The sequence below is a fragment of the Caballeronia grimmiae genome (assembly GCF_000698555.1).
Lineage (GTDB): Bacteria > Pseudomonadota > Gammaproteobacteria > Burkholderiales > Burkholderiaceae > Caballeronia > Caballeronia grimmiae.
Genome location: NZ_JFHE01000013.1, coordinates 105,125 through 127,438 on the forward strand (window position 1 = coordinate 105,125; position 22,314 = coordinate 127,438).

20 protein-coding genes and 1 tRNA gene are annotated in these 22,314 nt (G+C 64.6%); 8 read left to right on the forward strand and 13 right to left on the reverse strand.

Annotated elements, in window-relative coordinates:
- Nucleotides 1–248 precede the first annotated feature (248 nt).
- The 4 genes from BG57_RS32600 to BG57_RS15810 all read left to right on the forward strand — a co-directional run bounded on the left by BG57_RS32600 (nt 249) and on the right by BG57_RS15810 (nt 2,388).
- Nucleotides 249–545, forward strand: a complete 297-nt coding sequence (locus tag BG57_RS32600) for a hypothetical protein (RefSeq protein WP_152562612.1) — start codon at nt 249–251, stop codon at nt 543–545.
- Nucleotides 546–582: 37 nt separating this feature from the next.
- A complete protein-coding gene (locus BG57_RS15795) occupies nt 583–816 on the forward strand; it encodes a hypothetical protein (protein WP_035966031.1) in 234 nt (77 codons plus the stop codon).
- Between the two features lie 199 nt (nt 817–1,015).
- On the forward strand, nt 1,016–1,234 hold the full coding sequence (locus BG57_RS15805; RefSeq protein WP_035966034.1) for an excisionase: 219 nt from the start codon (nt 1,016–1,018) through the stop codon (nt 1,232–1,234).
- A gap of 17 nt (nt 1,235–1,251) precedes the next feature.
- Entirely contained in the window at nt 1,252–2,388 is a 1,137-nt protein-coding gene (locus BG57_RS15810) for a site-specific integrase (protein ID WP_052005840.1), read from the forward strand.
- A 231-nt stretch (nt 2,389–2,619) separates the two neighbouring features.
- Here BG57_RS15810 and BG57_RS15815 read toward each other — a convergent pair.
- From BG57_RS15815 to BG57_RS15835, 5 genes are all read right to left on the reverse strand, one after another.
- Nucleotides 2,620–2,696: transfer RNA gene (locus BG57_RS15815), tRNA-Ile, on the reverse strand.
- Nucleotides 2,697–2,849: 153 nt separating this feature from the next.
- Nucleotides 2,850–4,904: an RNA polymerase sigma factor RpoD gene (rpoD, locus tag BG57_RS15820; RefSeq protein WP_075583150.1), complete on the reverse strand. Its 2,055-nt coding sequence runs from the start codon at nt 4,902–4,904 to the stop codon at nt 2,850–2,852.
- 427 nt (nt 4,905–5,331) lie between these two features.
- Nucleotides 5,332–7,212 (reverse strand): DNA primase, encoded by a 1,881-nt coding sequence (gene dnaG / locus BG57_RS15825; RefSeq protein WP_035966038.1) that lies wholly within the window; start codon nt 7,210–7,212, stop codon nt 5,332–5,334.
- A 21-nt stretch (nt 7,213–7,233) separates the two neighbouring features.
- Nucleotides 7,234–7,680 (reverse strand): GatB/YqeY domain-containing protein, encoded by a 447-nt coding sequence (locus tag BG57_RS15830; RefSeq protein ID WP_035966040.1) that lies wholly within the window; start codon nt 7,678–7,680, stop codon nt 7,234–7,236.
- A gap of 258 nt (nt 7,681–7,938) precedes the next feature.
- Nucleotides 7,939–9,165: a BaiN/RdsA family NAD(P)/FAD-dependent oxidoreductase gene (locus BG57_RS15835; protein ID WP_035966114.1), complete on the reverse strand. Its 1,227-nt coding sequence runs from the start codon at nt 9,163–9,165 to the stop codon at nt 7,939–7,941.
- A gap of 61 nt (nt 9,166–9,226) precedes the next feature.
- Here BG57_RS15835 and tsaD point away from each other — a divergent pair, with 61 nt between their 5' ends.
- Entirely contained in the window at nt 9,227–10,255 is a 1,029-nt protein-coding gene (gene tsaD / locus BG57_RS15840) for a tRNA (adenosine(37)-N6)-threonylcarbamoyltransferase complex transferase subunit TsaD (RefSeq protein ID WP_035966041.1), read from the forward strand.
- On the opposite strand, the gene BG57_RS15845 is transcribed toward tsaD, so the two are convergent.
- Nucleotides 10,252–10,884 (reverse strand): glutathione S-transferase family protein, encoded by a 633-nt coding sequence (locus BG57_RS15845; RefSeq protein WP_035966042.1) that lies wholly within the window; start codon nt 10,882–10,884, stop codon nt 10,252–10,254. The two genes, tsaD and BG57_RS15845, sit on opposite strands and share 4 nt — an antisense overlap.
- A 32-nt stretch (nt 10,885–10,916) precedes the next feature.
- A complete protein-coding gene (locus BG57_RS15850) occupies nt 10,917–12,164 on the reverse strand; it encodes an MFS transporter (RefSeq protein ID WP_052005841.1) in 1,248 nt (415 codons plus the stop codon).
- Nucleotides 12,165–12,267: 103 nt separating this feature from the next.
- Between BG57_RS15850 and BG57_RS15855 the strand changes: the two genes are divergently transcribed.
- Nucleotides 12,268–13,164 carry a LysR substrate-binding domain-containing protein gene (locus BG57_RS15855; protein ID WP_035966044.1) on the forward strand — a complete coding sequence of 299 codons (897 nt, stop codon included), beginning with the start codon at nt 12,268–12,270 and terminating at the stop codon, nt 13,162–13,164.
- A 51-nt stretch (nt 13,165–13,215) separates the two neighbouring features.
- Here BG57_RS15855 and folE2 read toward each other — a convergent pair whose 3' ends face one another.
- The 4 genes from folE2 to BG57_RS15875 form a co-directional block, all read right to left on the reverse strand.
- The gene (gene folE2 / locus BG57_RS15860; RefSeq protein WP_035966045.1) at nt 13,216–14,013 is read right to left on the reverse strand and encodes a GTP cyclohydrolase FolE2; all 798 of its coding nucleotides are present in this window, start codon (nt 14,011–14,013) and stop codon (nt 13,216–13,218) included.
- A gap of 157 nt (nt 14,014–14,170) precedes the next feature.
- Nucleotides 14,171–16,081 (reverse strand): 1-deoxy-D-xylulose-5-phosphate synthase, encoded by a 1,911-nt coding sequence (dxs, locus tag BG57_RS15865; RefSeq protein WP_035966047.1) that lies wholly within the window; start codon nt 16,079–16,081, stop codon nt 14,171–14,173.
- Nucleotides 16,082–16,160: 79 nt separating this feature from the next.
- Nucleotides 16,161–17,048: a polyprenyl synthetase family protein gene (locus BG57_RS15870; protein ID WP_035966048.1), complete on the reverse strand. Its 888-nt coding sequence runs from the start codon at nt 17,046–17,048 to the stop codon at nt 16,161–16,163.
- Nucleotides 17,045–17,377, reverse strand: coding sequence for an exodeoxyribonuclease VII small subunit (locus BG57_RS15875; RefSeq protein ID WP_035966050.1), 333 nt, complete (start codon nt 17,375–17,377; stop codon nt 17,045–17,047). The genes BG57_RS15870 and BG57_RS15875 overlap by 4 nt, the downstream gene beginning before the upstream one ends.
- 322 nt (nt 17,378–17,699) lie before the next feature.
- Here BG57_RS15875 and BG57_RS15880 point away from each other — a divergent pair, with 322 nt between their 5' ends.
- Both BG57_RS15880 and BG57_RS15885 read left to right on the forward strand, forming a co-directional pair.
- Nucleotides 17,700–18,806 carry an aromatic ring-hydroxylating oxygenase subunit alpha gene (locus BG57_RS15880; protein ID WP_035966052.1) on the forward strand — a complete coding sequence of 369 codons (1,107 nt, stop codon included), beginning with the start codon at nt 17,700–17,702 and terminating at the stop codon, nt 18,804–18,806.
- Nucleotides 18,807–18,903: 97 nt separating this feature from the next.
- A complete protein-coding gene (locus tag BG57_RS15885; protein WP_035966053.1) occupies nt 18,904–19,773 on the forward strand; it encodes a sulfurtransferase in 870 nt (289 codons plus the stop codon).
- Nucleotides 19,774–19,783: 10 nt separating this feature from the next.
- Here BG57_RS15885 and BG57_RS15890 read toward each other — a convergent pair whose 3' ends face one another.
- Both BG57_RS15890 and BG57_RS15895 read right to left on the reverse strand, forming a co-directional pair.
- Nucleotides 19,784–20,656, reverse strand: a complete 873-nt coding sequence (locus BG57_RS15890) for a dienelactone hydrolase family protein (RefSeq protein ID WP_035966054.1) — start codon at nt 20,654–20,656, stop codon at nt 19,784–19,786.
- 222 nt (nt 20,657–20,878) lie between these two features.
- Nucleotides 20,879–22,252 carry an NAD(P)/FAD-dependent oxidoreductase gene (locus BG57_RS15895; protein WP_035966055.1) on the reverse strand — a complete coding sequence of 458 codons (1,374 nt, stop codon included), beginning with the start codon at nt 22,250–22,252 and terminating at the stop codon, nt 20,879–20,881.
- Nucleotides 22,253–22,314 lie beyond the last annotated feature (62 nt).

Sequence of the window (22,314 nt, forward strand, 5' to 3'; positions counted from 1 at the left end):
ATCATGTGACTAAGCCGCCTTAGAGAATAATTTCGACCTAATGGAATAAGGCGGGGAAGGCGGCGACTCGCGTTGACTCCAGATGTTGCCCAATCGGTAAAACCCTTGTCCGACCAGATCGATCGTGCACGCTGTGGGATTTCTCTCTCGTCACAGAGCGTCGCACGACGACGCGACTTGAGCCGGCGTGGAATGCAAGCGCGTCGTGGTCAGCGCCCAATGACCGCAGTTATTCGAAGGAGTACGAAATGCAACCCCTATCGACACTGGCCGACGAGTTCGCTCACTACGATCATCATCAACCGATCCCGCCGGAGCAGCATGACCTCGCGCGGACCCTGTTCTATTACGGCGCCGCGTGCGTCATCGACTGCCTTCACACGGCCGCCGCCGACGCTCGGATGCCCGACCAAGTTCAAGCCGCGTTCGACAGCATGCGGCGCGAGGTACAGGATTTCGGAGTGAAGCACTTGCTCACCCGGATGTTCGACGATGTCGGGGTTCATGTTATCGAAGTACACGCCATATCCGGCAAGCCGCAATGAGTCCACTGGCCGCAGGCGATTTCGACCGGGAGCAGACGTGAAGTGCCCTGTCTCCGACAAGAACGTACGCAAGCTGCTCGCGTGTCATCCGTCGCTCGAAGTCAGCCGCACTGACCATCATGTACGCGTGCGTCACCGGGGCACCGGCGACTTCGTCATCGTCTCGTCCACCAGTTCAGACTGGCGCAGTTTGCGCAAGTTCCAGCAGGACCTGAAACGGCTCGAGGCGGGCGTGGGCTACTTGCAGCGGTCCCGCTCACGCCGGCGCTGAAATCAAGCCGCATGTTCGCCCCGCAGACCCAAAAGCGACACCTACGCCCGAACCTGCACCCATTCGACACCCACGAGTGGATGTTCACGGCACGCAACGGTATCGTCGACCTGCGTTTGAACCAGAGAGAGAACGCCAACAGCCGCAGTGACGCGAATCCATCGCACAGAGGTCCAGTCATCACAGAGGATCACTAACGATGATCACGCCCCCTGCCCCGCTGCCGCCCGTTCACTACGTGACCATCGCACGGGCGGCCGAGATGACGGGACTGAGCGAGAAAGCGATCCGCCGCAAGATCGAGGACGGCAAGTGGCTCGCTGGACGCGAGTATCGCCGCTCGCCGGACGGCGGCATTTTTATTGACTTACGAGCTTACGAGAAATGGGTCGAACGAATAGAACCTCGGGCGGAGTAGAAATCCGCGACACCTCCATGCGCATGCACTTCACCGTCGAGGGCATGCGCTACCGCCCCACGCTCATGATCGACGGCGAGGCCCTAGCGCCCACGCCCGCGAACATCAAGTATGCGAACCGGCTGATCATCGAGATCTGCGAGCGCATTCGCACCGGCACCTTCATCATGCGGGAGTACTTCCCGGACTCCGACGAGACCACGAGCCCGGCCGAGCTGACCGTCGAATCGTGGCTGATCGAGTGGCTCACCACCCTGCGTATCGAGAACTCGACGCGCGGCGGCTACGACGCGGCCATCAAGTTCTGGAGTCGTGCGCCATGCGACGGCAAGCAGCGCACGCTTGGATTGATACCGCTGCGGGCCTTGAAGCTGTCGCACATTCTGACGGCAATTGCTTCGCGTCCTGACTTGAGCGGCAAGACCATCAACAACTACGTCTCCGTGCTGCGTCAGGCGTTCACACTCGCCGTCACCGACAAACTGCTGTCGACCAACCTCGCCGAAGCCGTGCCGCGCGCCAAGCACCAGCGCCAGCCTGCCGATCCGTTCTCGCGCGCCGAGTCCGAGGCGATCATCGCCGAAGCAGCGAAGGTCGATCCGCAGATTCACAACTACATCGAATTCTGGTTCTGGACGGGGCTGCGCACCTCTGAGCTCAACGGGCTCGACTGGCGCTACGTGGATCTCTACGGCGACGCGGTCTCGATCGAGCGCGTGCTGGTCGGCGGCGAGGAAAAGGACCGCACCAAGACGGCCGAAGCGCGGCTGGTGCGGCTCAATAGCCGCTCACGCGCCGCGTTAAAGCGCCAACGTGCGGTCACAGGGCTCGCGGGCGGGCGCGTGTTCCAAGACCCGCGGTACAGCCGCCCCTGGCACAGCGAGGAGGCGTTCCTGCGGGTGTACTGGTCGCGCATCCTGAAGCGGCTGGGCATCCGCTACCGGCGCCCCTACAACATGCGCCATAGCTATGCCACCAGCATGCTGATGGCCGGCATGACGCCCGCGTTCTGCGCCAAGCAACTCGGCCACACGGTGGAGATGTTCCTGCGCATCTACGCGAAGTGGATCGACGGAAACCAGAACGACCTGGAGACGGCGCGACTGGAGTCGGCGCTGGGCACGCGGGCAGCAAACGGCGTCAGTTCCGGCTGAACCGGGCGCAGCGGGAGGGGGAGGAAGGACTCCGGCGACGCGGACAGCCCGGCACCCACCGCCCCGAAACGCCCGATAGAGCCTTGCCGGTAGCCGCCAATTGCCACGGAAAAACGGCCGCCAGCCGCGGCAAACCGATCGTCAATTCAGGAGGCCGAAAACGAAATTGTCCCTGGGATGTCCCTGGACGCCCCTGAATTTACGTAAGTCTTTGCTTTTACGAAGAAATTTTGGTGGGCCGGGTGGGACTCGAACCCACTGTCGGTCGATTATGAGTCGACAGCTTATACCAGTTAAGCTTCCGGCCCTGAGACAGCGCAAACAAGCGCAGCAAGCAAAAAGAGACAAAAAGAAAGCGCCGCAGCGGCGCTTTCTGATGCTTCAGAGCGATGCGCAAGGCGACCCTCGAAGGTCTGCGAGTTTGCCTTACAACGTCTCTCAATACAAGCCCGCCGAACGCATCAACTGCCTTCGAGGAACGATTTCAGCTTATCCGATCGGCTCGGATGACGCAGCTTGCGCAACGCCTTCGCCTCGATCTGCCGAATCCGCTCGCGCGTCACGTCGAACTGCTTGCCGACTTCCTCGAGCGTGTGATCCGTGCTCATCTCGATGCCGAACCGCATCCGCAGCACCTTCGCCTCACGCGGCGTCAGCGAGTCCAGCACGTCCTTCACCACATCGCGCATGCTTGCATGCAGCGCTGCATCCGCCGGCGCGACCGTGTTGTTGTCCTCGATGAAATCGCCGAGATGCGAGTCGTCGTCGTCGCCGATCGGCGTCTCCATCGAAATCGGCTCCTTTGCGATCTTCATGATCTTGCGGATCTTGTCTTCCGGCATTTCCATTTTCTCGGCAAGCGTCGCCGGGTCCGGCTCCAGACCGGTCTCCTGCAGAATCTGCCGGGAAATGCGGTTCATCTTGTTGATCGTTTCGATCATATGAACCGGAATGCGGATGGTGCGCGCCTGATCCGCAATAGACCGCGTAATGGCCTGCCGAATCCACCACGTCGCGTACGTCGAGAACTTGTAGCCGCGACGATATTCGAACTTGTCCACCGCCTTCATCAGGCCGATATTGCCTTCCTGAATCAGATCCAGGAACTGCAAGCCGCGATTCGTGTACTTCTTCGCGATTGAAATCACGAGACGCAAGTTCGCCTCGGTCATCTCCCGCTTCGCCTGCCGCGCCTTCAATTCGCCCGCCGCCATCTGGCGATTCGTTTCCTTCAAATCCTTCAGCGGCAGCACCACGCGTGCTTGCAAATCCAGCAGACGCTGCTGCTGTTCGCGAATGGCCGGAATGTTGCGCTCGAGCACGGCGCTATACCCGTGACCTTCGGCAACGACCTTGTCCGCCCAGTCGAGATCCGTCTCGTTGCCCGGAAAACGCGAGATAAACTCGGCGCGCGGCATGCCGCACTTGTCGACGACCGTATGCAAAATCTGCCGCTCGACCTGACGCACTTCATCGACCTGCGCGCGCAGCGTGTCGCACAGGCGCTCGACGGTGCGCGCCGTGAAGCGAATCGACATCAGCTCGGTCTGGATGGCCTCCTGCGCCTTCAGATAGGCCTTCGACTTGTAGCCTTCCTTCTCGTACGCGCGGCGCATCTTCTCGAACCACTCGCTAATCAGCGAGAACTTCTCCAGCGACTGGCGCTTGAGCGCCTCGAGTTGCGCGGCGTTGGCGCTGGCTTGCGCTGCGCCGTCGTCCTCTTCCTCTTCTTCGTCGCTTTCCTCGTCCGTTTCCTCTTCCTCGGATTCGATCGCCTCGGCTTCCTGTTCGGAAAAGCCGTCGGTGTCTTCCGCGTTCGGATCGATCAGGCCGTCGACGAGTTCGTCCACGCGCGTTTCCTCGTTCTGCACGCGCTCGGCCATCGCGAGAATGTCCGCGATGGTGGTCGGGCAGGCGGAAATCGCCATGACCATGTGCTTGAGGCCGTCCTCGATGCGCTTCGCGATCTCGATTTCGCCCTCGCGCGTCAGCAACTCGACCGTGCCCATCTCGCGCATGTACATGCGCACGGGATCAGTCGTGCGGCCGAATTCGGAATCGACGGTGGACAGCGCGACTTCGGCCTCTTCCTCGACTTCATCGTCCGAGGATGCGTTCGGCGCGTTGTCGTTTAGAAGCAGCGTCTCGGCATCGGGCGCCTGCTCGTACACCGCCACGCCCATGTCGTTGAACGTGCTGATGATGCCTTCGATCGCCTCAGTTTCCGTGAAGTTGTCCGGAAGGTGATCGTTGATCTCGGCGTACGTGAGAAAGCCGCGCTCCTTGCCCAGCTTGATGAGCGCGCGCAACTTGGAGCGGCGCTCTTCCAGCTCTTCGACCGTGCCGGGCGCGCTCGACGCGAACGCGTCCTTCAGCAGCGCCTTCTCCTTCGCGCGGCGATCGCGAGCCCTGGCCTTCTCGACCTTCGCCGCAGGTGCGGCGGCCGGCTCTGCGTTTTGCGTTGCGTCGTCTTCGACGGGTACATCGTTCAGCTTTTTCGTCATGGAGTTCGCCATACAGGCTCTAGTCTCGACTCGCGGCTGCCGGACGGCAACCGATTGAACCGTGAATACCCAATGCGCACGCCGCTTCCTGCTGACCTGCCGCGTGCCCCTGCCCGGAGCCCTATCGCGGTTCGAACGCACTGCGCCCGATCGTGAATCGCTCTACCCGCAATAGCAGCCGCTTCGCTTGCGCCCGTCTGTTCGTCGGCGTGCTTATCCGCCCGTTCCCGCGTGTCTCGGCACTCTTTCGCGGCGCATTACCGCACTCGCCGCTTCCGCGTTCGCCCGACAGCCGAATCAGCCAGCGCCTTGCTTCACCCTACCCGACCTTCCCGATCTACTCTGTCACGCGTCGCTCGCTGGCCCGCGTCGAGCTGACGCGGACCCGACAAACTAAGTGACTAAAAACAACGATTTTTGAACTTTTTATTATAGCAGTTCACCTTTCGGCATCTGCGCTAGCGGCCCTGCCAGCCTTGATCTGCGCGACTTTTGCCGACAAGTCCGAGAATTCCGCAACCTCTTCCGCCGACAGGTTCGATTGCCGCGCCAGTTGATCGAGCCGCGCCCGATACGTGTCGTGACGCAGCTTCACCACCGTCGCCTGCAATTCCTCCGCTAACAGACGCTTCTGCTCTTCCACGCGATCGGCCGCACCTTCATCCGATGGATCGCGGAGCAGCAGATCTCGCACGTTTTCATCATAGGCGAGAATTTCCTGGAAGATATCCTCGTATGTAGGCGCATTTGCAGCATTTCTCAAGACATCCGACAGCATCTGGAACTCCGCCGCGCCGCCGAGTTCACGTGCGTGGCCGATCACTTCGCTGAACAGTTCGCCGTGCTCGGTCATGGTGACGAGCGTGCGTTCGCTCTCTCCATCGAGCGATACCGCGATGCCCGGATACATCACCAGATTGCGCAGCGCGCGCTGTTCCTGGCCGGTCACGCGACGGCGTTCGCTCTTCGGCACCGACGCGCGGGCCACGGCGGCGGCGCGCGAATCAATGTCGCACAGCGCCGCAATTTCCGTGAACGGCGTATCGAGCCGGTCAGCGAGCATATGCAGGATTTGCACCCGCAACGCGTTTGCCGGAAGCGCCTGCAGGAGCGGCTTGGCGTCGAAGAGCGCCTTTGCGCGGCCCTCCGGCTGTTCCAGCTCCTTGTCGTTCAGCACCTCGTTGAGCAAAAATTGCGACAACGGCATTGCGCGGTCGACCTGCTCGCCAAAGCCGTCCGTGCCGAACTCGCGGACGTAGCTGTCCGGGTCGTGCTCCTTTGGCAGGAACAGGAACTTGACGGTGCGGTTGTCTGCGGCGTGCGGCAGCGCCGCTTCGAGCGCGCGACGCGCGGCGCGGCGGCCGGCGGAATCGCCGTCGAAGCTGAACACCACGGTGTCGGTCTGGCGAAAGAGCTTTTGCACGTGGACCGGCGTGCAGGCGGTGCCGAGCGTCGCCACGGCGTTCGCGAAACCCAGCTGCGCGAGCGCCACGACGTCCATATACCCTTCGACGACGAGCGCATAACCCAGTTCGCGGATCGCAAGACGCGCTTCGAACAGGCCGTACAGCTCGCTGCCCTTGCTGAACAAGGGCGTCTCCGGCGAATTCAGATACTTCGGCTCGCCGCCGTCGAGCACGCGTCCGCCGAAACCGATGACATTGCCCTTCACATTGCGGATCGGGAACATCACGCGCTCGCGGAAGCGATCGTAGCGGCGCGCCTGGCCTTGGGCGTCCGTCTTCTCGCTGACGATCACGAGGCCCGCTTCGACGAGATTGTCGTTGCGATAATCCGGGAACGCGGTTTCGAGGTTCTGCCAGCCGTCGGGCGCATAGCCGAGGCCGAAGCGCGCGGCGATTTCGCCGGTCAGGCCGCGCTTCTTCAAATACGCGATGGCGTTCGGCGCGGCGCGCAACTGCTTGCGATAGAAATCGCAGGCGGTCTGCATCACGTCGGTCAATGCGGTGCTGACCGCCTTGCTGGGCGCGCTCTCGCCGGCGCCCGAGCCGCGAAACGAATTCGAAGGCTCTTGCGGCACCGTCAGCCCCGCGCCCTGCGCAAGGTCTTTGACCGCCTCCGGAAACGTCAGCCCCGTGTGTTCCATCAGGAAGCCGATTGCCGTGCCGTGCGCGCCGCAGCCGAAGCAGTGATAGAACTGCTTGGTCGGGCTGACCGTGAACGACGGGCTCTTCTCGTTATGGAACGGGCACAGGCCCATGAAATTCGCGCCGCCCTTCTTCAACTGGACGTAGCGGCCCACCACGTCGACGATATCGACGCGGTTGAGCAAATCCTGCAGGAATGCGTGCGGAATCACCGGTAGTTAGCGCGGCGTGCGTTACTTGGCGAGCGCGGCTTTGACCTGCGCGGATACGGCGGTCATGTCCGCCTTGCCCGCGAGCTTCGGCTTCAGGACGCCCATCACCTTGCCCATGTCCTGCGGACCTGCCGAGCCCGTCGCGGCGATCGCGGCTTGCACTTCGGCGGCGATGGCATCGGAGGAAAGCTGCTCGGGCATGTACGCGGACAGAATGACCAGTTCGGCCTTTTCCTTGTCGGCGAGATCGGTGCGGCCGGCGGATTCGAACTGGCTGATCGAGTCCTTGCGCTGCTTGATCATCTTGTCGATGACCGCGGTGACGGCGGCGTCGTCGAGCGTCACGCGATCGTCGACTTCACGCTGCTTGATCGCCGCGAGCAGCAGACGAATCGTGCCGAGGCGCTCGGTTTCCCGTGCGCGCATGGCGGTCTTCATGTCGTCGTTGATCTGGTCTTTGAGGCTCATCGTTCACCCGGTGCAATTGCGAAATGGAAAGTCCCGACCGACGTTCGACCGCGCCGCGAAAGCAAAAACCCGCTTGGGAGCGCCTCCTCAAGCGGGACTGTAGCGAGTCGTTGGAAGCTCCGAGCGATGCGCGCCGCCGTAACGCCAGTCAGAGCGAAGGAGCGGCGCGAGAGCGCACAAGGAATCCTCCGATGACCGTCCGAGTATAGCAAACGGGTTCGCGTTTCGAGACCGGCAAAACGCCCGTCTGCGCGCCCCTCAGGCGACTTTTGCGATGCCGTGCGCGTACTCGGCTGCCGCCTTGCCCGCCGCGACGCCCGATGCCCACGCCCACTGAAAGTTGTAGCCGCCGAGCCAGCCGGTGACGTCCACCGCCTCGCCGACGAAGTACAGTCCCGCGACGCGCTCGCTCATCATCGTGGCCGACGACAGTTCGCGCGTATCGACGCCGCCGCGCGTGACTTCCGCCTTGCGATAACCCTCGGTGCCGCTCGGCGTCAGCGTCCAGTCCGACAGCGACGCGCCGAGCGCCTTGAGCGTGCGATCGGGCAGATCGGCGAGGCGCGCATCGACGGGCACGCGCTGCGCGTCGAGCCACGCATGCGCGAGCCGCGCCGGAAGATACTCGGTCAGGAAATTGCCGATCTGCTTCTTCGATCCCGCTTTCGCGTCGAGCAGCAGTTCGGTCGCGTCGAGTTCGGGCAGCAGATCGACGTGGATCGGTTCGGACGTGTTCCAGTAGCTGGAGATTTGCAGCACGCCCGGCCCGGACAGCCCGCGATGCGTGAGCAGCAAGTCCTCTTCGAACTCGCCGCGCGTCTTGCCCTTGCCCGCGCTGATGCGAACCGGCAGCGAAAGCCCGGACAACGCGGCGAACGGGGCCCAGTCAGCGGAGGTGAACGTGAGCGGCACGAGCGCGGGATGCGTATCGACGAGCTTGTGCCCGAACTGCTTCGCGACGCGATAACCAAAATCCGTCGCGCCGATCTTCGGAATCGAGAGTCCGCCCGTCGCGATTACGAGCGCGGCCGCGTGAATCGCGCCGGCAGTCGTATCGAGCGTGAAGCGCGCGCCGTCATGACGGATCGCCTGGACGCTCACCGGACGCCGCCACGCGACGCCGCCGGCATCGCATTCGCTGCGCAGGACGTCGATGACCGTCTCGCTCGAATCGTCGCAGAAGAGCTGGCCCTTGTGCTTCTCGTGCCACTTCACGCGGTATTGCTTGAGCAGCGCAAGAAAGTCGCGCGGCGTGTAGCGGGCGAGCGCGGAGCGGCAGAAACGCGGATTCGCCGACAAGAAGTTTGCCGGCTGCGCGTTGATGTTGGTGAAGTTGCAGCGGCCGCCGCCCGAGATGCGGATTTTTTCCGCGAGGCGCTCGGCGTGGTCGATGAGCACGACGCGCCGGCCCGCCTGAGCCGCGACGGCCGCGCACATCATGCCGGCCGCGCCCGCGCCGATCACGGCGATGTCGAAGGATTCCATGCCGCGCATTGTAACCGGCGCCCGCTGGTATACTTTCCCGTTACCCTCCGACGTCCCGATCATGCTCGTTCTCGGCATCGAAAGTTCCTGCGACGAAACCGGCCTCGCGCTCTACGACACGGAGCGCGGCCTGCTTGCTCACGCGCTGCATTCGCAGATTGCGATGCATCGCGAGTACGGCGGCGTCGTGCCGGAACTGGCCTCGCGCGATCACATCCGCCGGGCGCTGCCGCTGCTCGAACAGGTGATGAGCGAGGCGAAAGTCGAGCGCGCCGCAATCGACGCCATCGCGTTCACGCAAGGGCCGGGGCTCGCCGGCGCGCTGCTGGTCGGCGCGAGCATCGCCAACGCGCTGGCGATGGCGTGGGACAAGCCGACGGTCGGCATCCATCATCTCGAAGGGCATCTGTTGTCGCCGCTGCTGGTCGATGCGCCGCCGCCGTTTCCGTTCGTCGCGCTGCTGGTATCGGGCGGACATACGCAATTGATGCGCGTCACCGATGTCGGCGTCTACGAGACGCTCGGCGAAACGCTCGACGACGCCGCCGGCGAAGCGTTCGACAAAACCGCGAAGTTGCTCGGCCTCGGCTATCCGGGCGGGCCGGAAGTATCGCGGCTCGCGGAGTTCGGCACGCCGGGCGCGGTCACGCTGCCGCGTCCGATGCTGCACTCCGGCGACCTCGATTTCAGCTTCAGCGGCTTGAAAACCGCCGTGCTGACGCAAAGCCGCAAGCTCGGCGCGAACGTCTGCGAACAGTCGAAGGCGGATCTGGCGCGCGGTTTCGTCGATGCCGCCGTCGATGTGCTCGTCGCCAAGTCGCTCGCGGCGCTCAAGAAGACGGGCCTGAAACGGCTGGTCGTCGCGGGCGGCGTCGGGGCGAACCGGCAGTTGCGCGAGGCGCTGTCGGCGGCGGCGAAGAAGCGGCGCTTCGACGTTCACTATCCCGATTTGTCGCTCTGCACGGATAACGGCGCGATGATCGCGCTGGCCGGCGCGCTGCGGCTCACGCGCTGGCCGGAGCAGGCCGTGCGCGACTACGCCTTCACCGTGAAACCGCGCTGGGACCTGACTTCGCTGGCCCGCGCCTAGTTCTTTTTCGGCGGACTGAACGGCTGCACGACGGACCGGAACACGTCGAGCGCCTCGCAGCGATCGCTGTGCGCGATCAATGCCGGCCATCGTGCGCCGGCGAAAACCGGCGCGTGCGCCTCGCGGGCAAAACGCAGCGCGCACGCCACGCCGATATCCGCATGACCGATCGATTCGCCGAACCAGAAGGGCGTCGGGCGCGCGGCGCGGTCGGCTTCGAGCGCATCGAGCACGCGCTCGACCTGCCCCGTGCAGCGATCCACCCACGCCTGCGACTCCTCCTCATGCAACACGCGTTCGTAGACCAGCGCGACGGCTTTGTCGGCGAGGCCCGTCGCCAGCGCGCAAACCTTGAGCGCCTCGCGTCGCGCGGCGCCGTCCGATGCGATCAGCGCGCGCGCTGCACCCGCTTGTTCATCGAGATAATCGAGGATCATCGCGCTTTCGATTAACACGTCGCCGGAATCGAGCACGAGCGTCGGCACGCGGATCAGCGGGTTGATCGGCGCGATCTTGGCGGCATCGCCGAAGACGGACCACGGACGATGCTCGTACGCGATGCCGTAAAGATGCAACGCGATGGCGACGCGTCGCACGAACGGGGAATCGTATTGGCCGATGAGGATCATTCGCGCGCCCGGTAGTGTGAGAGACGGCCAGTTTAAGGTCGCGCGGGCCTCGGAAACAATGGCAGCGCAAGCGACGCGCACACGCCCGCCGCGAGCCAGACGGCCGTCCACGAACCGGCGGCCAGCACGTGCGGGATTGCAATCGGCGTCAGAAACAGGCCGGCGTAGACCGCGGTGTTCGTCATTCCGAGTGCGGTGCCGGCGCGCGCGGTGCCCGCGAGCGTCGCCAGTTCGGTGTACGCGACGCCATGCCATGCCGATATCGACACGCCCGCCAGGACGATCATCGTCGCCAGCAATACCGGCGCGCGCGCCGCCCCGAGCGCGGTCGCCGCCGCCAGCGCCGCGAACGACGCCACCGCGATCCACGTCGATACGCGCAGATACCCGCGACGATTGCCATGCCGGTCGGTGTAACGGCCGCTCCAGACGCGCATGATCATCGCGCCGAGCTGGAGCGCGCCCATCGTCGCGCTGATCGACGTGACGCCGAAGCGGCCCGCATCGTGCAGAAAGACGGCGGCGAACGTCAGCACGGCGAACTGGGGCATGCACAGCACGCCGATGCCGAGCACCATGCGCCAGACGAGCACATTGCCGAGCGGCGCGGCGCGCTTTTGCTGCGGATGCTGCGGATGCTGCGGCGGCTGCGCGGCGCGCGGCGGTTCGTGCAGCCAGCGCCACGTGAATGCGCCGGACACTGCGCACATCGCGGCCAGCGCGCCGAATACGGCGGAAAAGCCGACCGACGACGCGAGCCACGGCAACAATGCCGCGCCGATGCCGCCGCCGAGCGGCACGGCGGTCTGGCGGATACTCATCGCGAGACCGCGCTCGCCTTCCGCGAACCAGGCCATCACCGCGCGGCCGCTCGCGCCGTTCACGCTGCCGCCGAACAGTCCGAGCGCGCACATGCCGGCCACGAGCCAAACCAGCGACGGTGCGCCCGCGCTTGCCGATGGCGCGACGAACACACTCATCCCGACGAGCGCGATGGCGGTCGCGATCAGACCGAGCAGCAGCACCCGGCGATCGCCCCATCGGTCGGTAAGCAGGCCCCACGGCAATTCCGATACCGCCGCGCCCAGCCCGAGCGCCCCCAGCACGAGCCCGAGCTCCGCGTTGTTCAGGTAATAGCCGCTGCGCAACCACACGGCGGTCGTCGGTATCCCGGCCACGGCGGCGGAAAAGCTCGCATTCGCCGCCACGCCCACGCCAAGCACTTTCCACCGATGCCCGCCGCCGACCGCAGGCGCGGTCGAGTCGAAAGTCGTTGCCATGCCGCACCTCGTTATCATTGACTGCGGCCAGTCTGACGCCTTAGCATCGTCCTGAAAATCAAATAGTTTTGCACCGATCATTCGATCAAACGGGACAGTTGCCATGAGCCAAACGACATTCGATCTTGCCGTGCTGCGCAGTTTCGTCGCCGGGATGCAGCTAGGAAGTTTTGCGAAGGCTGCGGATCAGGTCGGACGGTCGACGTCGGCGATCAGCGCGCAGCTTCGCAAGCTGGAGGAACAGGCGGGCATCGAACTCTTTCGCAAATCCGGGCGCGGCCTGGCGCTCACCGACGCCGGCGAAGTGATGCTCGGCTACGCGCGGCGCCTCGTCGAACTGAACGATGAAGCCGCCGTCGCGGTGCGCGGCGTCGATCTGGAAGGGTGGATCCGGCTCGGCCTGCAGGAAGATTTCGGCGAAGCCGTGCTGCCGGATGTGCTGGGCCGCTTTGCGCGGGCGCATCCGAAAGTGCGGATTGAAGCGCGCGTCGCGCGTAACACGGAACTTCTGGAACGCATCGATACCGGCCAGCTCGATCTCGCGCTCGTGTGGGGCTTGGCGGGCGCGAATGAGTTCGAGCCGATCGCCGCGCCGCGGATGCGCTGGATCGGATCATCGACGGTGCCGTTTCAGCGTGACGCGAACGAGCCGCTACCGTTGATCGCGTTCGACCGCCCGTGTGTCTTTCACAGCGCGGCGACGGCGGCGCTGGACCGCGCGGGTATCAAATGGCGCGTGGCGTTCACGAGCCCGAGCCTCGCGGGTCTCTGGGCCGCTGCTGCTGCAGGGCTCGGCGTGACGGTGCGAACGTGCTACGGGCTCCCGTCGACCGTGCGCGCGCTCGACGAATCCGAATGCGGCTTGCCGTCGCTGCCCTCGATTCCGCTCGCATTGCACCGCGCATCTGCGGGCGGTTCAGCGCCGGTCGAGCGGCTGGCGTCGCTCGTCGTCGAGTCGGTCCGGGAAGCGCATGTATCCGCGCAACCGGCGTTTGCATGAAAAAACCGGTCGCCAGGACCGGTTCTTCGTTCGGCGTGAGAGCGGAAACGCTCAGCGTTTGACTCGCTCGATCACCGCGTAGGCGCTGTGATTGTGAATCGACTCGAAGTTCTCCGCTTCCAGCACATACGCGACGATGCGATCGTCCGCGTTCAGCCGCACCGCGATATCGCGCACGAGGTCTTCGACGAACTTCGGATTCTCATAAGCGCGCTCGGTCACGAACTTCTCGTCGGGGCGCTTCAGCAGGCCCCACAGTTCGCACGACGCCTCTTCTTCCGCGACGCGCACCAATTCTTCCACCGCGACATCGCCGGCGAGTTCCGCCGTGATCGTCACGTGCGATCGCTGATTGTGCGCGCCGTACTGTGAAATCTTCTTCGAGCACGGACACAGGCTCGTCACCGGCACGAGCACTTTCAGCGACAGGCGCATGTCGCCGTTGCGCTTTTCCGCGACGAACGTCACCTCGTAATCGAGCAGGCTTTGCACGCCCGAAATCGGCGCGGTCTTCATCACGAAATACGGCAGGCTCACTTCGATACGGCCCGAATGCGCTTCCAGCTTGACGAGCATCGCGGCGAGCATGGTTTGCAGCGCGGCCTGATCGAGCGGCTCGCGATGCTCTTCGAGCAACGCGACGAAGCGCGACATGTGCGTGCCTTTCTGGTCGGCGGGCAGGTGTACGTCGAGGTTCCATACGCCGACGCTCGGCTGCACGCCGCTCGCGGTCCTGACCGACAGCGGATGCCGCACGCCTTTGACGCCGACGCGCGCAATATCGATCTGACGCGTATCCGGCGTGCTTTGCACATCGGGCATCACGAAGGCGGGATTCATCTGGTTCATTTGTTATGTCCTTTTACGCCGCCGGCGGGGACGACTGGCGTTGAGCGGCGATAAGCGATGAAACGCAAGCGGCGCGGGGAAGACCCCGCGCCGCATGGCTCACTTTACGTCCGGCGCGCCCGCACCCCGGGGCGCGCCTCGGCAGCCGGGTTGCGCGTCAGGCGACGCGCTTGGTCAGCTTGCCCGCGCTTTCGACGGCAGTCAGAAAACGCTCGCGGATGGAACGCGCGATACCGGCGGCGTCCAGGCCAACGCTCGCGAGCAGCCTCGCGGGATCGCCGTGGTCGATGAAAACGTCCGGCAAGCCCAGTTGCAGCACCGGCTTGACGACGCCGCTCGCCAGTAGCGCTTCCACGCAGGCCGAGCCCGCGCCGCCCATGATCGAGCCTTCCTCGATGGTCACAATGGCGTCGTGCGTCGCGGCGAGTTCGCGCAGCAGATCGGCGTCGACCGGCTTCACGAACCGCATGTTGGCGACCGTCAAATCCAGCTCGTCGGCGGCGGCGAGCGACGGCACGACCATCGTGCCGAACGCGCAGATCGCGATGCGCTTGCCGGAGCCGAGCTTTTGCGACGATTCGCGGCGAATCTCGCCCTTGCCGACGGGAAGCGCGGTCATCTGCCTGACCGTGGCGACGCCCGTCCCCGCGCCGCGCGGATAGCGCACCGCAGTCGGGTTCGGCTGCTGCAGTGCGGTGTACAGCATCTGACGGCATTCGTTTTCGTCGGATGCGGCCATCACCGTCATGTTCGGGATGCAGCGCAGGAACGCGAGGTCGTAGTTGCCCGCGTGCGTCGCGCCGTCCGCGCCGACGAGGCCCGCCCGGTCGATCGCAAACACGACCGGCAGATTCTGCAACGCGACATCGTGAATCAACTGGTCGTAAGCGCGCTGGAGGAACGTCGAATAAATCGCGACAACGGGCTTCATGCCGTCAGCCGCGAGGCCGCCCGCGAACGTGACCGCGTGCTGCTCCGCGATGCCGACGTCGAAGTACCGGTCCGGGAAGCGTTTCTCGAACTCGACCATGCCCGAGCCTTCGCGCATCGCGGGCGTGATGCCGACCACGCGCGAGTCCTGCGCGGCGGCATCGCACAGCCATTCGCCGAACACTTGCGTGTAGGTCTTCTTCGACGGCGCGGTCGACGGCTTGATGCCTTCGGCCGGATTGAACTTGCCCGGGCCGTGATACAGCACTGGATCGGCTTCGGCAAGCTTGTAACCCTGGCCCTTCTTCGTGACGACGTGCAGGAACTGCGGGCCGCGCAATTCCTTGATGTTCTGCAGCGTCGGGATGAGCGACTCGAGATCGTGACCGTCGATCGGGCCGATGTAATTGAAGCCGAACTCTTCGAACAGCGTGGCCGGCACGATCATGCCCTTCGCGTGCTCTTCGAGCTTGCGCGCGAGATCCAGCACCGGCGGGGCGGCGCGCAGCACGCGCTCGACGCCCGCGCGCGCGGCGGCGTAGAAACGGCCCGACATCAGGCGCGCGAGATGGCGATTCAGCGCGCCGACCGGCGGCGAAATCGACATGTCGTTGTCGTTCAGGATGACGAGCAGCGGCAGGTCGTCGGCGACGCCCGCGTTGTTCATCGCCTCGAACGCCATGCCCGCTGTCATCGCGCCGTCACCGATCACGGCGATCGAGTAGCGGTTGTCGCCCTGCAGCTTGTTCGCGACCGCCATGCCGAGCGCTGCCGAAATCGACGTGCTCGAATGCGCCGTGCCGAACGTGTCGTAGGCGGATTCCGCGCGGCGCGGGAAGCCGGAGATGCCGCCAAGCTGACGCAGGCCGGGCATCTGCTCGCGGCGGCCGGTCAGAATCTTGTGCGGATAAGTCTGATGGCCGACGTCCCACACGATGCGGTCGCTCGGCGTATCGAAGACATAGTGCAGCGCAATCGTCAGCTCGACCGTGCCCAGATTGGACGACAGATGGCCGCCCGTCTGCGACACGCTGTCGAGCACGTAGGCCCGCAGTTCGTCGGCAAGCGGCTGCAGTTGGCGTCGATCGAGGGCCCGAAGATCGGCCGGATCGTCGATGGATTTCAGCAAGTCGTACATCGTCGTCCCATTTTAGGAAAACTGGCGTGATTCGTTCAGCGCGATTGTTGCGCCGTGGGGTTCGTCACGCATTCAACGTTCAATGCACCCGGTTCACGACCAGGTCTGCAAGTTCAGCAAGCCGCTGGCCGCGTGGGCCGAACGGCTGGATGGCGGCGTGCGCGTCGCGTCCGAGTTGAGCAGCGAGTTCACGCGATGCGTCGAGTCCGATGATGGACACGTAAGTCGGTTTGTCGTGCTGCGCATCCTTGCCCGCCGTCTTGCCGAGCGTGGCGGAGTCGGCGGTCACGTCCAGAATGTCGTCGACGACCTGGAACGCGAGGCCGACTGCGGCGGCGTACTGATCGAGCGCGGCGAGCGCTTCGGCGCCCGGCTGCGCGCCCGCGAGCGCGCCCATGCGCACCGATGCGCGCAGCAGCGCGCCTGTTTTCTTGCGATGCATCGTCTCGAGTTCGGGCCGCGACAGCTTGCGGCCGACGCTTTCGAGGTCGATCGCCTGCCCGCCCGCCATGCCGACCGAACCGCTCGCGATGGCCAGTTCGCGCACGAGCGCGGCCTGCTGGCTATCGGACAGGCCGTTGCCTGCGGCGGTCAGCGCGACGAATGCCTGCGATTGCAGCGCATCGCCAACGAGCAGTGCCGTCGCCTCGTCATATTGGATGTGTACCGTGGGCTTGCCGCGGCGCAGGGCGTCGTCGTCCATCGCGGGCATGTCGTCGTGCACCAGCGAATACACGTGGATCATTTCGAGCGCGGCGCTCGCGGCTTCGACCGCGTGCGCGCTCGCGCCGGTAAGTTCGCCGGCCGCGTGGACGAGGAGCGGACGCACGCGCTTGCCGCCGCCGAGCACGGCGTAGCGCATGGCTTCATGGAGCCGCGCCGGAGCGATGTCGGTTCCGGGAAGATAATGCTCGAGCGCGGTTTCGACGCGGTCGAGCGTGGCGCGCATCCATTGTTCGAAGGTCATAGGTCGTCCCCGTTGTCGGTGGCGGCGCCCGCGCCCTGAGTTGCGCGCTGTACGTCGGCGGGCAGCGGCTTGAGCGTCTCGCCGTCGAGCACGCGAACCTGCTGCTCCACTTTTTCGAGCTGCTGTTGGCAAAAGCCCACAAGCGTCGCGCCGCGACGGTACGCCGCAAGCGATTCTTCGAGGCTCAGCGCGCCCTCTTCCATGCGCGCCACGAGCGATTCGAGCTCGGCCAGCGCGGCTTCGTAATTGTCCGGAAGCAACGCAGCGTCTGCGCCCGGCGTGTTGTCGCCGGTTTGTTCGCCTGTTGCCTGGACTGCGGTCTTCGCCATGAATCGTGGATGTGCAGTTGAAAATTGGAACCAAGTCGCACATTCTACGGCAAAAGCCAAATTTTCGACCCGCACCCGGTACGGATGCCGGACGAGACACGGGGCAAGCCCGCTCATCGCCGCCCGTCAGAAATTCAAACGAACATGAAGCGCGTCGGGCGCGCAATAATCGCGGGTTCGACGGAACTCTTGCGACAATTTATACCCAAATCAAGACCTTATACACCCCGGTGTGGCGGATTTCGGTATAATCGCGGGCTCCCTAAATCGAATCTTCGATGGTTGGGTTGTTCACTGCTTTCACGTCTTAACGGGAGTGGGAATGTCCAATCTGAGCAATGCATTGCAGTTGAAGGCTGTTCATAGCCAACTGCCAGTCACGGCTTACTTTGACGAAGCGCTTCTTACGCGCGAACTCGACACACTTTTCAAGCAAGGTCCACGCTACGTCGGGCACGAACTCATGGTTCCCGAAGCGGGAAACTATTTCGCGCTTCCCGGCGAGGGCGAAGGGCGCGTGCTCGTCCGCAATCGGCAAAACGACATCGAACTGCTGTCGAACGTGTGCCGCCATCGCCAGGCCATCATGCTGAACGGTCGCGGCAGCGCGGACAATATCGTCTGCCCGCTGCACCGCTGGACTTACGATCTCAACGGCCAGTTGCTCGGCGCGCCGCATTTCGCCGACAAGCCCTGCCTGAATCTCGGCGCAACGCCGCTGCAAAACTGGCAAGGCCTGCTCTTCGAGGCGCAGGGCCGCAACGTCGCGGCCGATCTCGCGAAGCTGGGCACCGCGCGTCACTTCGACTTCTCGGGCTTCATGTTCGATCACGTCGAAGTCCACGAGTGCAACTACAACTGGAAGACCTTCATCGAGGTCTATCTGGAGGATTACCATGTCGCGCCGTTCCATCCGGGACTCGGCAGTTTCGTCTCGTGCGACAACCTCGAGTGGGAATTCGGCGACTGGTACAGCGTGCAGACGGTCGGCGTCCACAAGAATCTGGAAAAGCCCGGCAGCCCGATCTATCGCAAGTGGCACGACGAAGTCCTGCGCTTCCGTAACGGCGCACCGCCGGACTTCGGCGCGATCTGGATGGTGTACTACCCCGGTCTGATGATCGAGTGGTATCCGCACGTGCTGGTCGTGTCGTGGCTCATTCCGCACGGCACGCAAAAGACGACGAACATCGTCGAGTTCTATTACCCCGAGGAAATCGCGCTGTTCGAACGCGAGTTCATCGAGGCGGAACGTGCGGCGTACATGGAAACCGCGCGCGAGGACGACGAAATCGCCGAGCGTATGGATGCGGGCCGGCGCGCGCTGATGTCGCGCGGCGAGAATCAGGTCGGGCCGTATCAAAGCCCGATGGAATCGGGCATGCAGCACTTCCACGAGTTCCTGCGCCATCAGCTCGGCGCCATCTGAGCGCGGTTTGCAATGCGAAAAGACGGGCTTTCGAGCCCGTTTTTTCTTTTAGACTTATGGCTATTCCCGCATTGCAAGCGCTGCCTCAGGAGCCGTCATGCCGCACACTCACTACACCACGCTCATATCCGCGACGAACCTTGCCGGGCAGCTCGACACGGCGCCGGGCAGCGTCGTCGTCTTCGATTGCCGGTTCGATCTGGCCGCGCCCGAAGCCGGAGAGGCCGCCTATGCCGCGGGCCACATTCCCGGCGCGCATTATCTGCATCTCGACCGCGACCTGTCCGGCGCGAAGACCGGTACGAACGGCCGCCATCCGTTGCCGGACCGTGCGGCGCTCGTCGCGAAGCTCGCCAGTTTCGGGTTGAACGAAGGCCAGCAGGTCGTCGCTTATGACGCTCAGGGCGGCATGTACGCGGCGCGTCTGTGGTGGCTGCTGCGCTGGCTCGGACATGACTCCGTCGCGCTGATCGATGGCGGCCTGCAAGCGTGGGAAGCAGCCGGCAAGCCGCTCGACACCGCCGTGCCGCCGACATCGCAAGGGAGCTTCAAGGCCGCCGCGCCGCTCCAGGTGACGATCGATGCGCAGGCGATCGAGCGCAGCATCGGCACACGCGATCATCTGCTGATCGACGCACGCGCGGCGGACCGGTATCGCGGCGAGAACGAAACCATCGATCCCGTCGGCGGCCACATCCCCGGCGCGCTGAATCACTTCTTCAAGAACAATTTGACGCCGGAAGGCCGCTTCAAGACCGCGCACGAACTGCGCGAAGCGTTCGCATCGCTGATCGGCCCGACGCCGGTGGATCGCGTCGTCCTGCAATGCGGGTCGGGCGTTACCGCATGCCACAACGCGCTGGCGATGGAAGTCGCCGGCCTGCATGGCGCGGCGCTTTATCCCGGCTCGTGGAGCGAATGGAGCGCCGATCCGGGCCGCCCCGTCGCGACCGGCGCGAACCCGTAACCCGTCGGTTTCAGACGCCGTGCTCGCGGAACCACGCGAGCGCGCGCTTCCAGCCGTCCTCGGCGTCGGCCTTGCGATAGCTCGGACGATAATCGGCGAAGAAGGCATGCGGGGCATCGTCATACACGACGAATTGCGAACCGCGCGCTTTCTGCGGCCCGTTCGCGATGGCCTGCTTCATCTGCTCGATGGTGTCCTGCGGAATGCTCTGATCCTGCCGCCCATACAGTCCGAGCACCGGCGCCTTTAGCTCGCCGACATTGTCGATCGGATTGCTCGGCGTCGTCGCGGTCTTGTTGCCGACGAGCCGCCCGTACCACGCGACCGCCGCCTTCACGTTCGGATTGTGCTCGGCGTAGAGCCACGTGATGCGCCCGCCCCAGCAGAAGCCGGTAATGCCCAGACGCTTCGTATCGCCGCCATGTTCGCCCGCCCATTTGACGGTCTCGTCGATGTCCGACAGCACTTGCGCGTCCGGCAGCTTCGAGACGATCTGGTCGTTGATCTGCTGGATCGACGGCATCGACGCTGCATCGCCCTGGCGCGTGAAAAGCTGCGGCGCGATCGCGAGATAGCCGAGCTTGGCGAAGCGGCGGCAGATATCGGCGATATGCTCATGCACGCCAAAAATCTCGTGAATCACGATGATCACCGGCAGATGCGTCTTGCCCTTCGGCTGCGCCCGATTCGCCGGCACGAGCGTGCCGTCCGCGCCGCGCACGGCGATGGAACCGGCCTCGAGACCGTCGCTATCGGTATGAATGGTTTGTGCGGAGACCGGCAGCACGGCAGCCGCGAAGCCGGTGCCCAATGCGGCCTTGATGAAGCCGCGGCGATCGAACGGAACGTGGGGGATGAGGCTGTCGACTTCGGGGGTCAGCATACGAAGCTCCTGCGGCAAGAGCCGCCAAGGCGCCGCCGATGCGGGCGTCGGCTGTATCGGGCCGCGTACCGTCGATGGCGCTGAACCGGAAACCGCGCTTCTCGTTGAACATCATGCAGCGCGGCGCTGGACGACTATCACGGGCGAAGGCCGCATGCCCGGGCGCGCCGGACATCGGCGCGCCGCTCATTCTAAACAGCTTTGCCGTGCGGATGCGCGCCGTCAGTGCAGCTTGACGCGCGGCGCGGTGGACCGGCGCAGCCAGTGCGCGACGGTATCGAGCATCATGCGCGCGTAGCCATGCAGCGCCGCGATATGCAGCCGGTACAGCGACATGTACATGAAGCGCGCGAAGAGCCCTTCGATCAGCATGTTGCCGCCGATCAGCCCGCCCATCAGATTGCCGACCGCGCTATAACGCCCGAGCGACACGAGCGAGCCGAAATCGCGATACGTATATTCCGGCAGTGGCTTGCCCTGCATGCGGCGCTCGAATGCCGCGAACAGAAAGCTCGCCTGCTGATGCGCCGCTTGCGCGCGCGGCGGCACGTTGCGCTCCGTGCCGGGCCACGGGCACGCGGCGCAATCGCCGAGGGCGAAGACGTTATCGTCGATTTCCGTTTGCAGCGTGCGGCGCACGATCAACTGGCCGAGACGATTGGTGGGCAAGCCGTCGAGCTGCGACAGCACCGCGGGCGCCTTGATGCCCGCCGCCCACACGGTCAGATCCGCGCGAATGATTTTGCCGCTCGCCGTGCGGATCGAATCGCGCGTGACCTGGGCGACGGTCTCGCCGGTCATCAGACGAACGCCGAGCTTGGTGAGCAGTTCCGCCGTGGCGCTCGACACGCTCTCTTTCAGCGCCGGCAAAATGCGCGGCCCCGCTTCGATCAGCACGATGCCGATGTCGTGCTTCGGATCGAGCTTGTGCAGCCCGTAAGCGGCCAGCACTTGCGCGGTGTTGCGCAGTTCCGCCGACAATTCGACGCCCGTCGCGCCCGCACCGACGATCGCCACCTGAATGCGGGGCGCGGCTTCCACAGCGGGCAGCGGCGCGCTTTCCTCGATTCCCGCCGCAACCGGCTCGGGCACGACGTGCTCGGCGCGCATGCACGCTGCGATCAGCCGCTTGCGAAACAGCTCCGCCTGGCCGACGGTATCGAGCGCAATCGAAAACTCCTGCGCACCTTCGACGCCGAAAAAATGCGTGGTGCTGCCGATGGCGAGCACGAGCGTGTCGTAATCCAGTTCGCGCTCGGGCAGCAGTTCGCCCGCCTCGTCGTCGCGCAGCGCACCGATCCTGATGCGCTTCTGCGCGCGATCCAGCCCGATCAGTTCGCCCTGCTGAAACTCGAAGCCGTGCCATAGCGCCTGCGCGGCGTATTCGAGTTCCTGCGTGAAGGGGTCCATGCTGCCTGCCGCGACTTCATGCAGCAGCGGCTTCCAGATATGCGTCGGATTGCGGTCGACGAGCGTAATCTGCGCACGCGGCGCTTTGGTGTCCGGCTTGCCGGCGCTCGAACCGAAGCGGTCGCCGAGACGCGTCGCGAGTTCGAGACCGCCGGCTCCGCCGCCGACGATGATGAAGCGATGCATGGAGCTTCTCCCTATGGCGTTGGAATCGAGTGCGCTAGTACGCGCTGCATGTGGGCGCTTCG

Coding starts and splice junctions, on each gene's coding strand:
- folE2 (WP_035966045.1), bottom strand. CDS start 14,013: ATGAACCAGATGAATCCCGCCTTCGTGATGCCCGATGTGCAAAGCACG.
- BG57_RS32600 (WP_152562612.1), top strand. CDS start 249: ATGCAACCCCTATCGACACTGGCCGACGAGTTCGCTCACTACGATCAT.
- BG57_RS15845 (WP_035966042.1), bottom strand. CDS start 10,884: ATGATCCTCATCGGCCAATACGATTCCCCGTTCGTGCGACGCGTCGCC.
- BG57_RS15880 (WP_035966052.1), top strand. CDS start 17,700: ATGTCCAATCTGAGCAATGCATTGCAGTTGAAGGCTGTTCATAGCCAA.
- BG57_RS15870 (WP_035966048.1), bottom strand. CDS start 17,048: ATGACCTTCGAACAATGGATGCGCGCCACGCTCGACCGCGTCGAAACC.
- BG57_RS15810 (WP_052005840.1), top strand. CDS start 1,252: ATGCGCATGCACTTCACCGTCGAGGGCATGCGCTACCGCCCCACGCTC.
- BG57_RS15855 (WP_035966044.1), top strand. CDS start 12,268: ATGAGCCAAACGACATTCGATCTTGCCGTGCTGCGCAGTTTCGTCGCC.
- BG57_RS15805 (WP_035966034.1), top strand. CDS start 1,016: ATGATCACGCCCCCTGCCCCGCTGCCGCCCGTTCACTACGTGACCATC.
- rpoD (WP_075583150.1), bottom strand. CDS start 4,904: ATGGCGAACTCCATGACGAAAAAGCTGAACGATGTACCCGTCGAAGAC.
- tsaD (WP_035966041.1), top strand. CDS start 9,227: ATGCTCGTTCTCGGCATCGAAAGTTCCTGCGACGAAACCGGCCTCGCG.
- BG57_RS15885 (WP_035966053.1), top strand. CDS start 18,904: ATGCCGCACACTCACTACACCACGCTCATATCCGCGACGAACCTTGCC.
- dxs (WP_035966047.1), bottom strand. CDS start 16,081: ATGTACGACTTGCTGAAATCCATCGACGATCCGGCCGATCTTCGGGCC.
- BG57_RS15875 (WP_035966050.1), bottom strand. CDS start 17,377: ATGGCGAAGACCGCAGTCCAGGCAACAGGCGAACAAACCGGCGACAAC.
- BG57_RS15835 (WP_035966114.1), bottom strand. CDS start 9,165: ATGGAATCCTTCGACATCGCCGTGATCGGCGCGGGCGCGGCCGGCATG.
- BG57_RS15890 (WP_035966054.1), bottom strand. CDS start 20,656: ATGCTGACCCCCGAAGTCGACAGCCTCATCCCCCACGTTCCGTTCGAT.
- BG57_RS15850 (WP_052005841.1), bottom strand. CDS start 12,164: ATGGCAACGACTTTCGACTCGACCGCGCCTGCGGTCGGCGGCGGGCAT.
- BG57_RS15830 (WP_035966040.1), bottom strand. CDS start 7,680: ATGAGCCTCAAAGACCAGATCAACGACGACATGAAGACCGCCATGCGC.
- BG57_RS15895 (WP_035966055.1), bottom strand. CDS start 22,252: ATGCATCGCTTCATCATCGTCGGCGGCGGAGCCGGCGGTCTCGAACTC.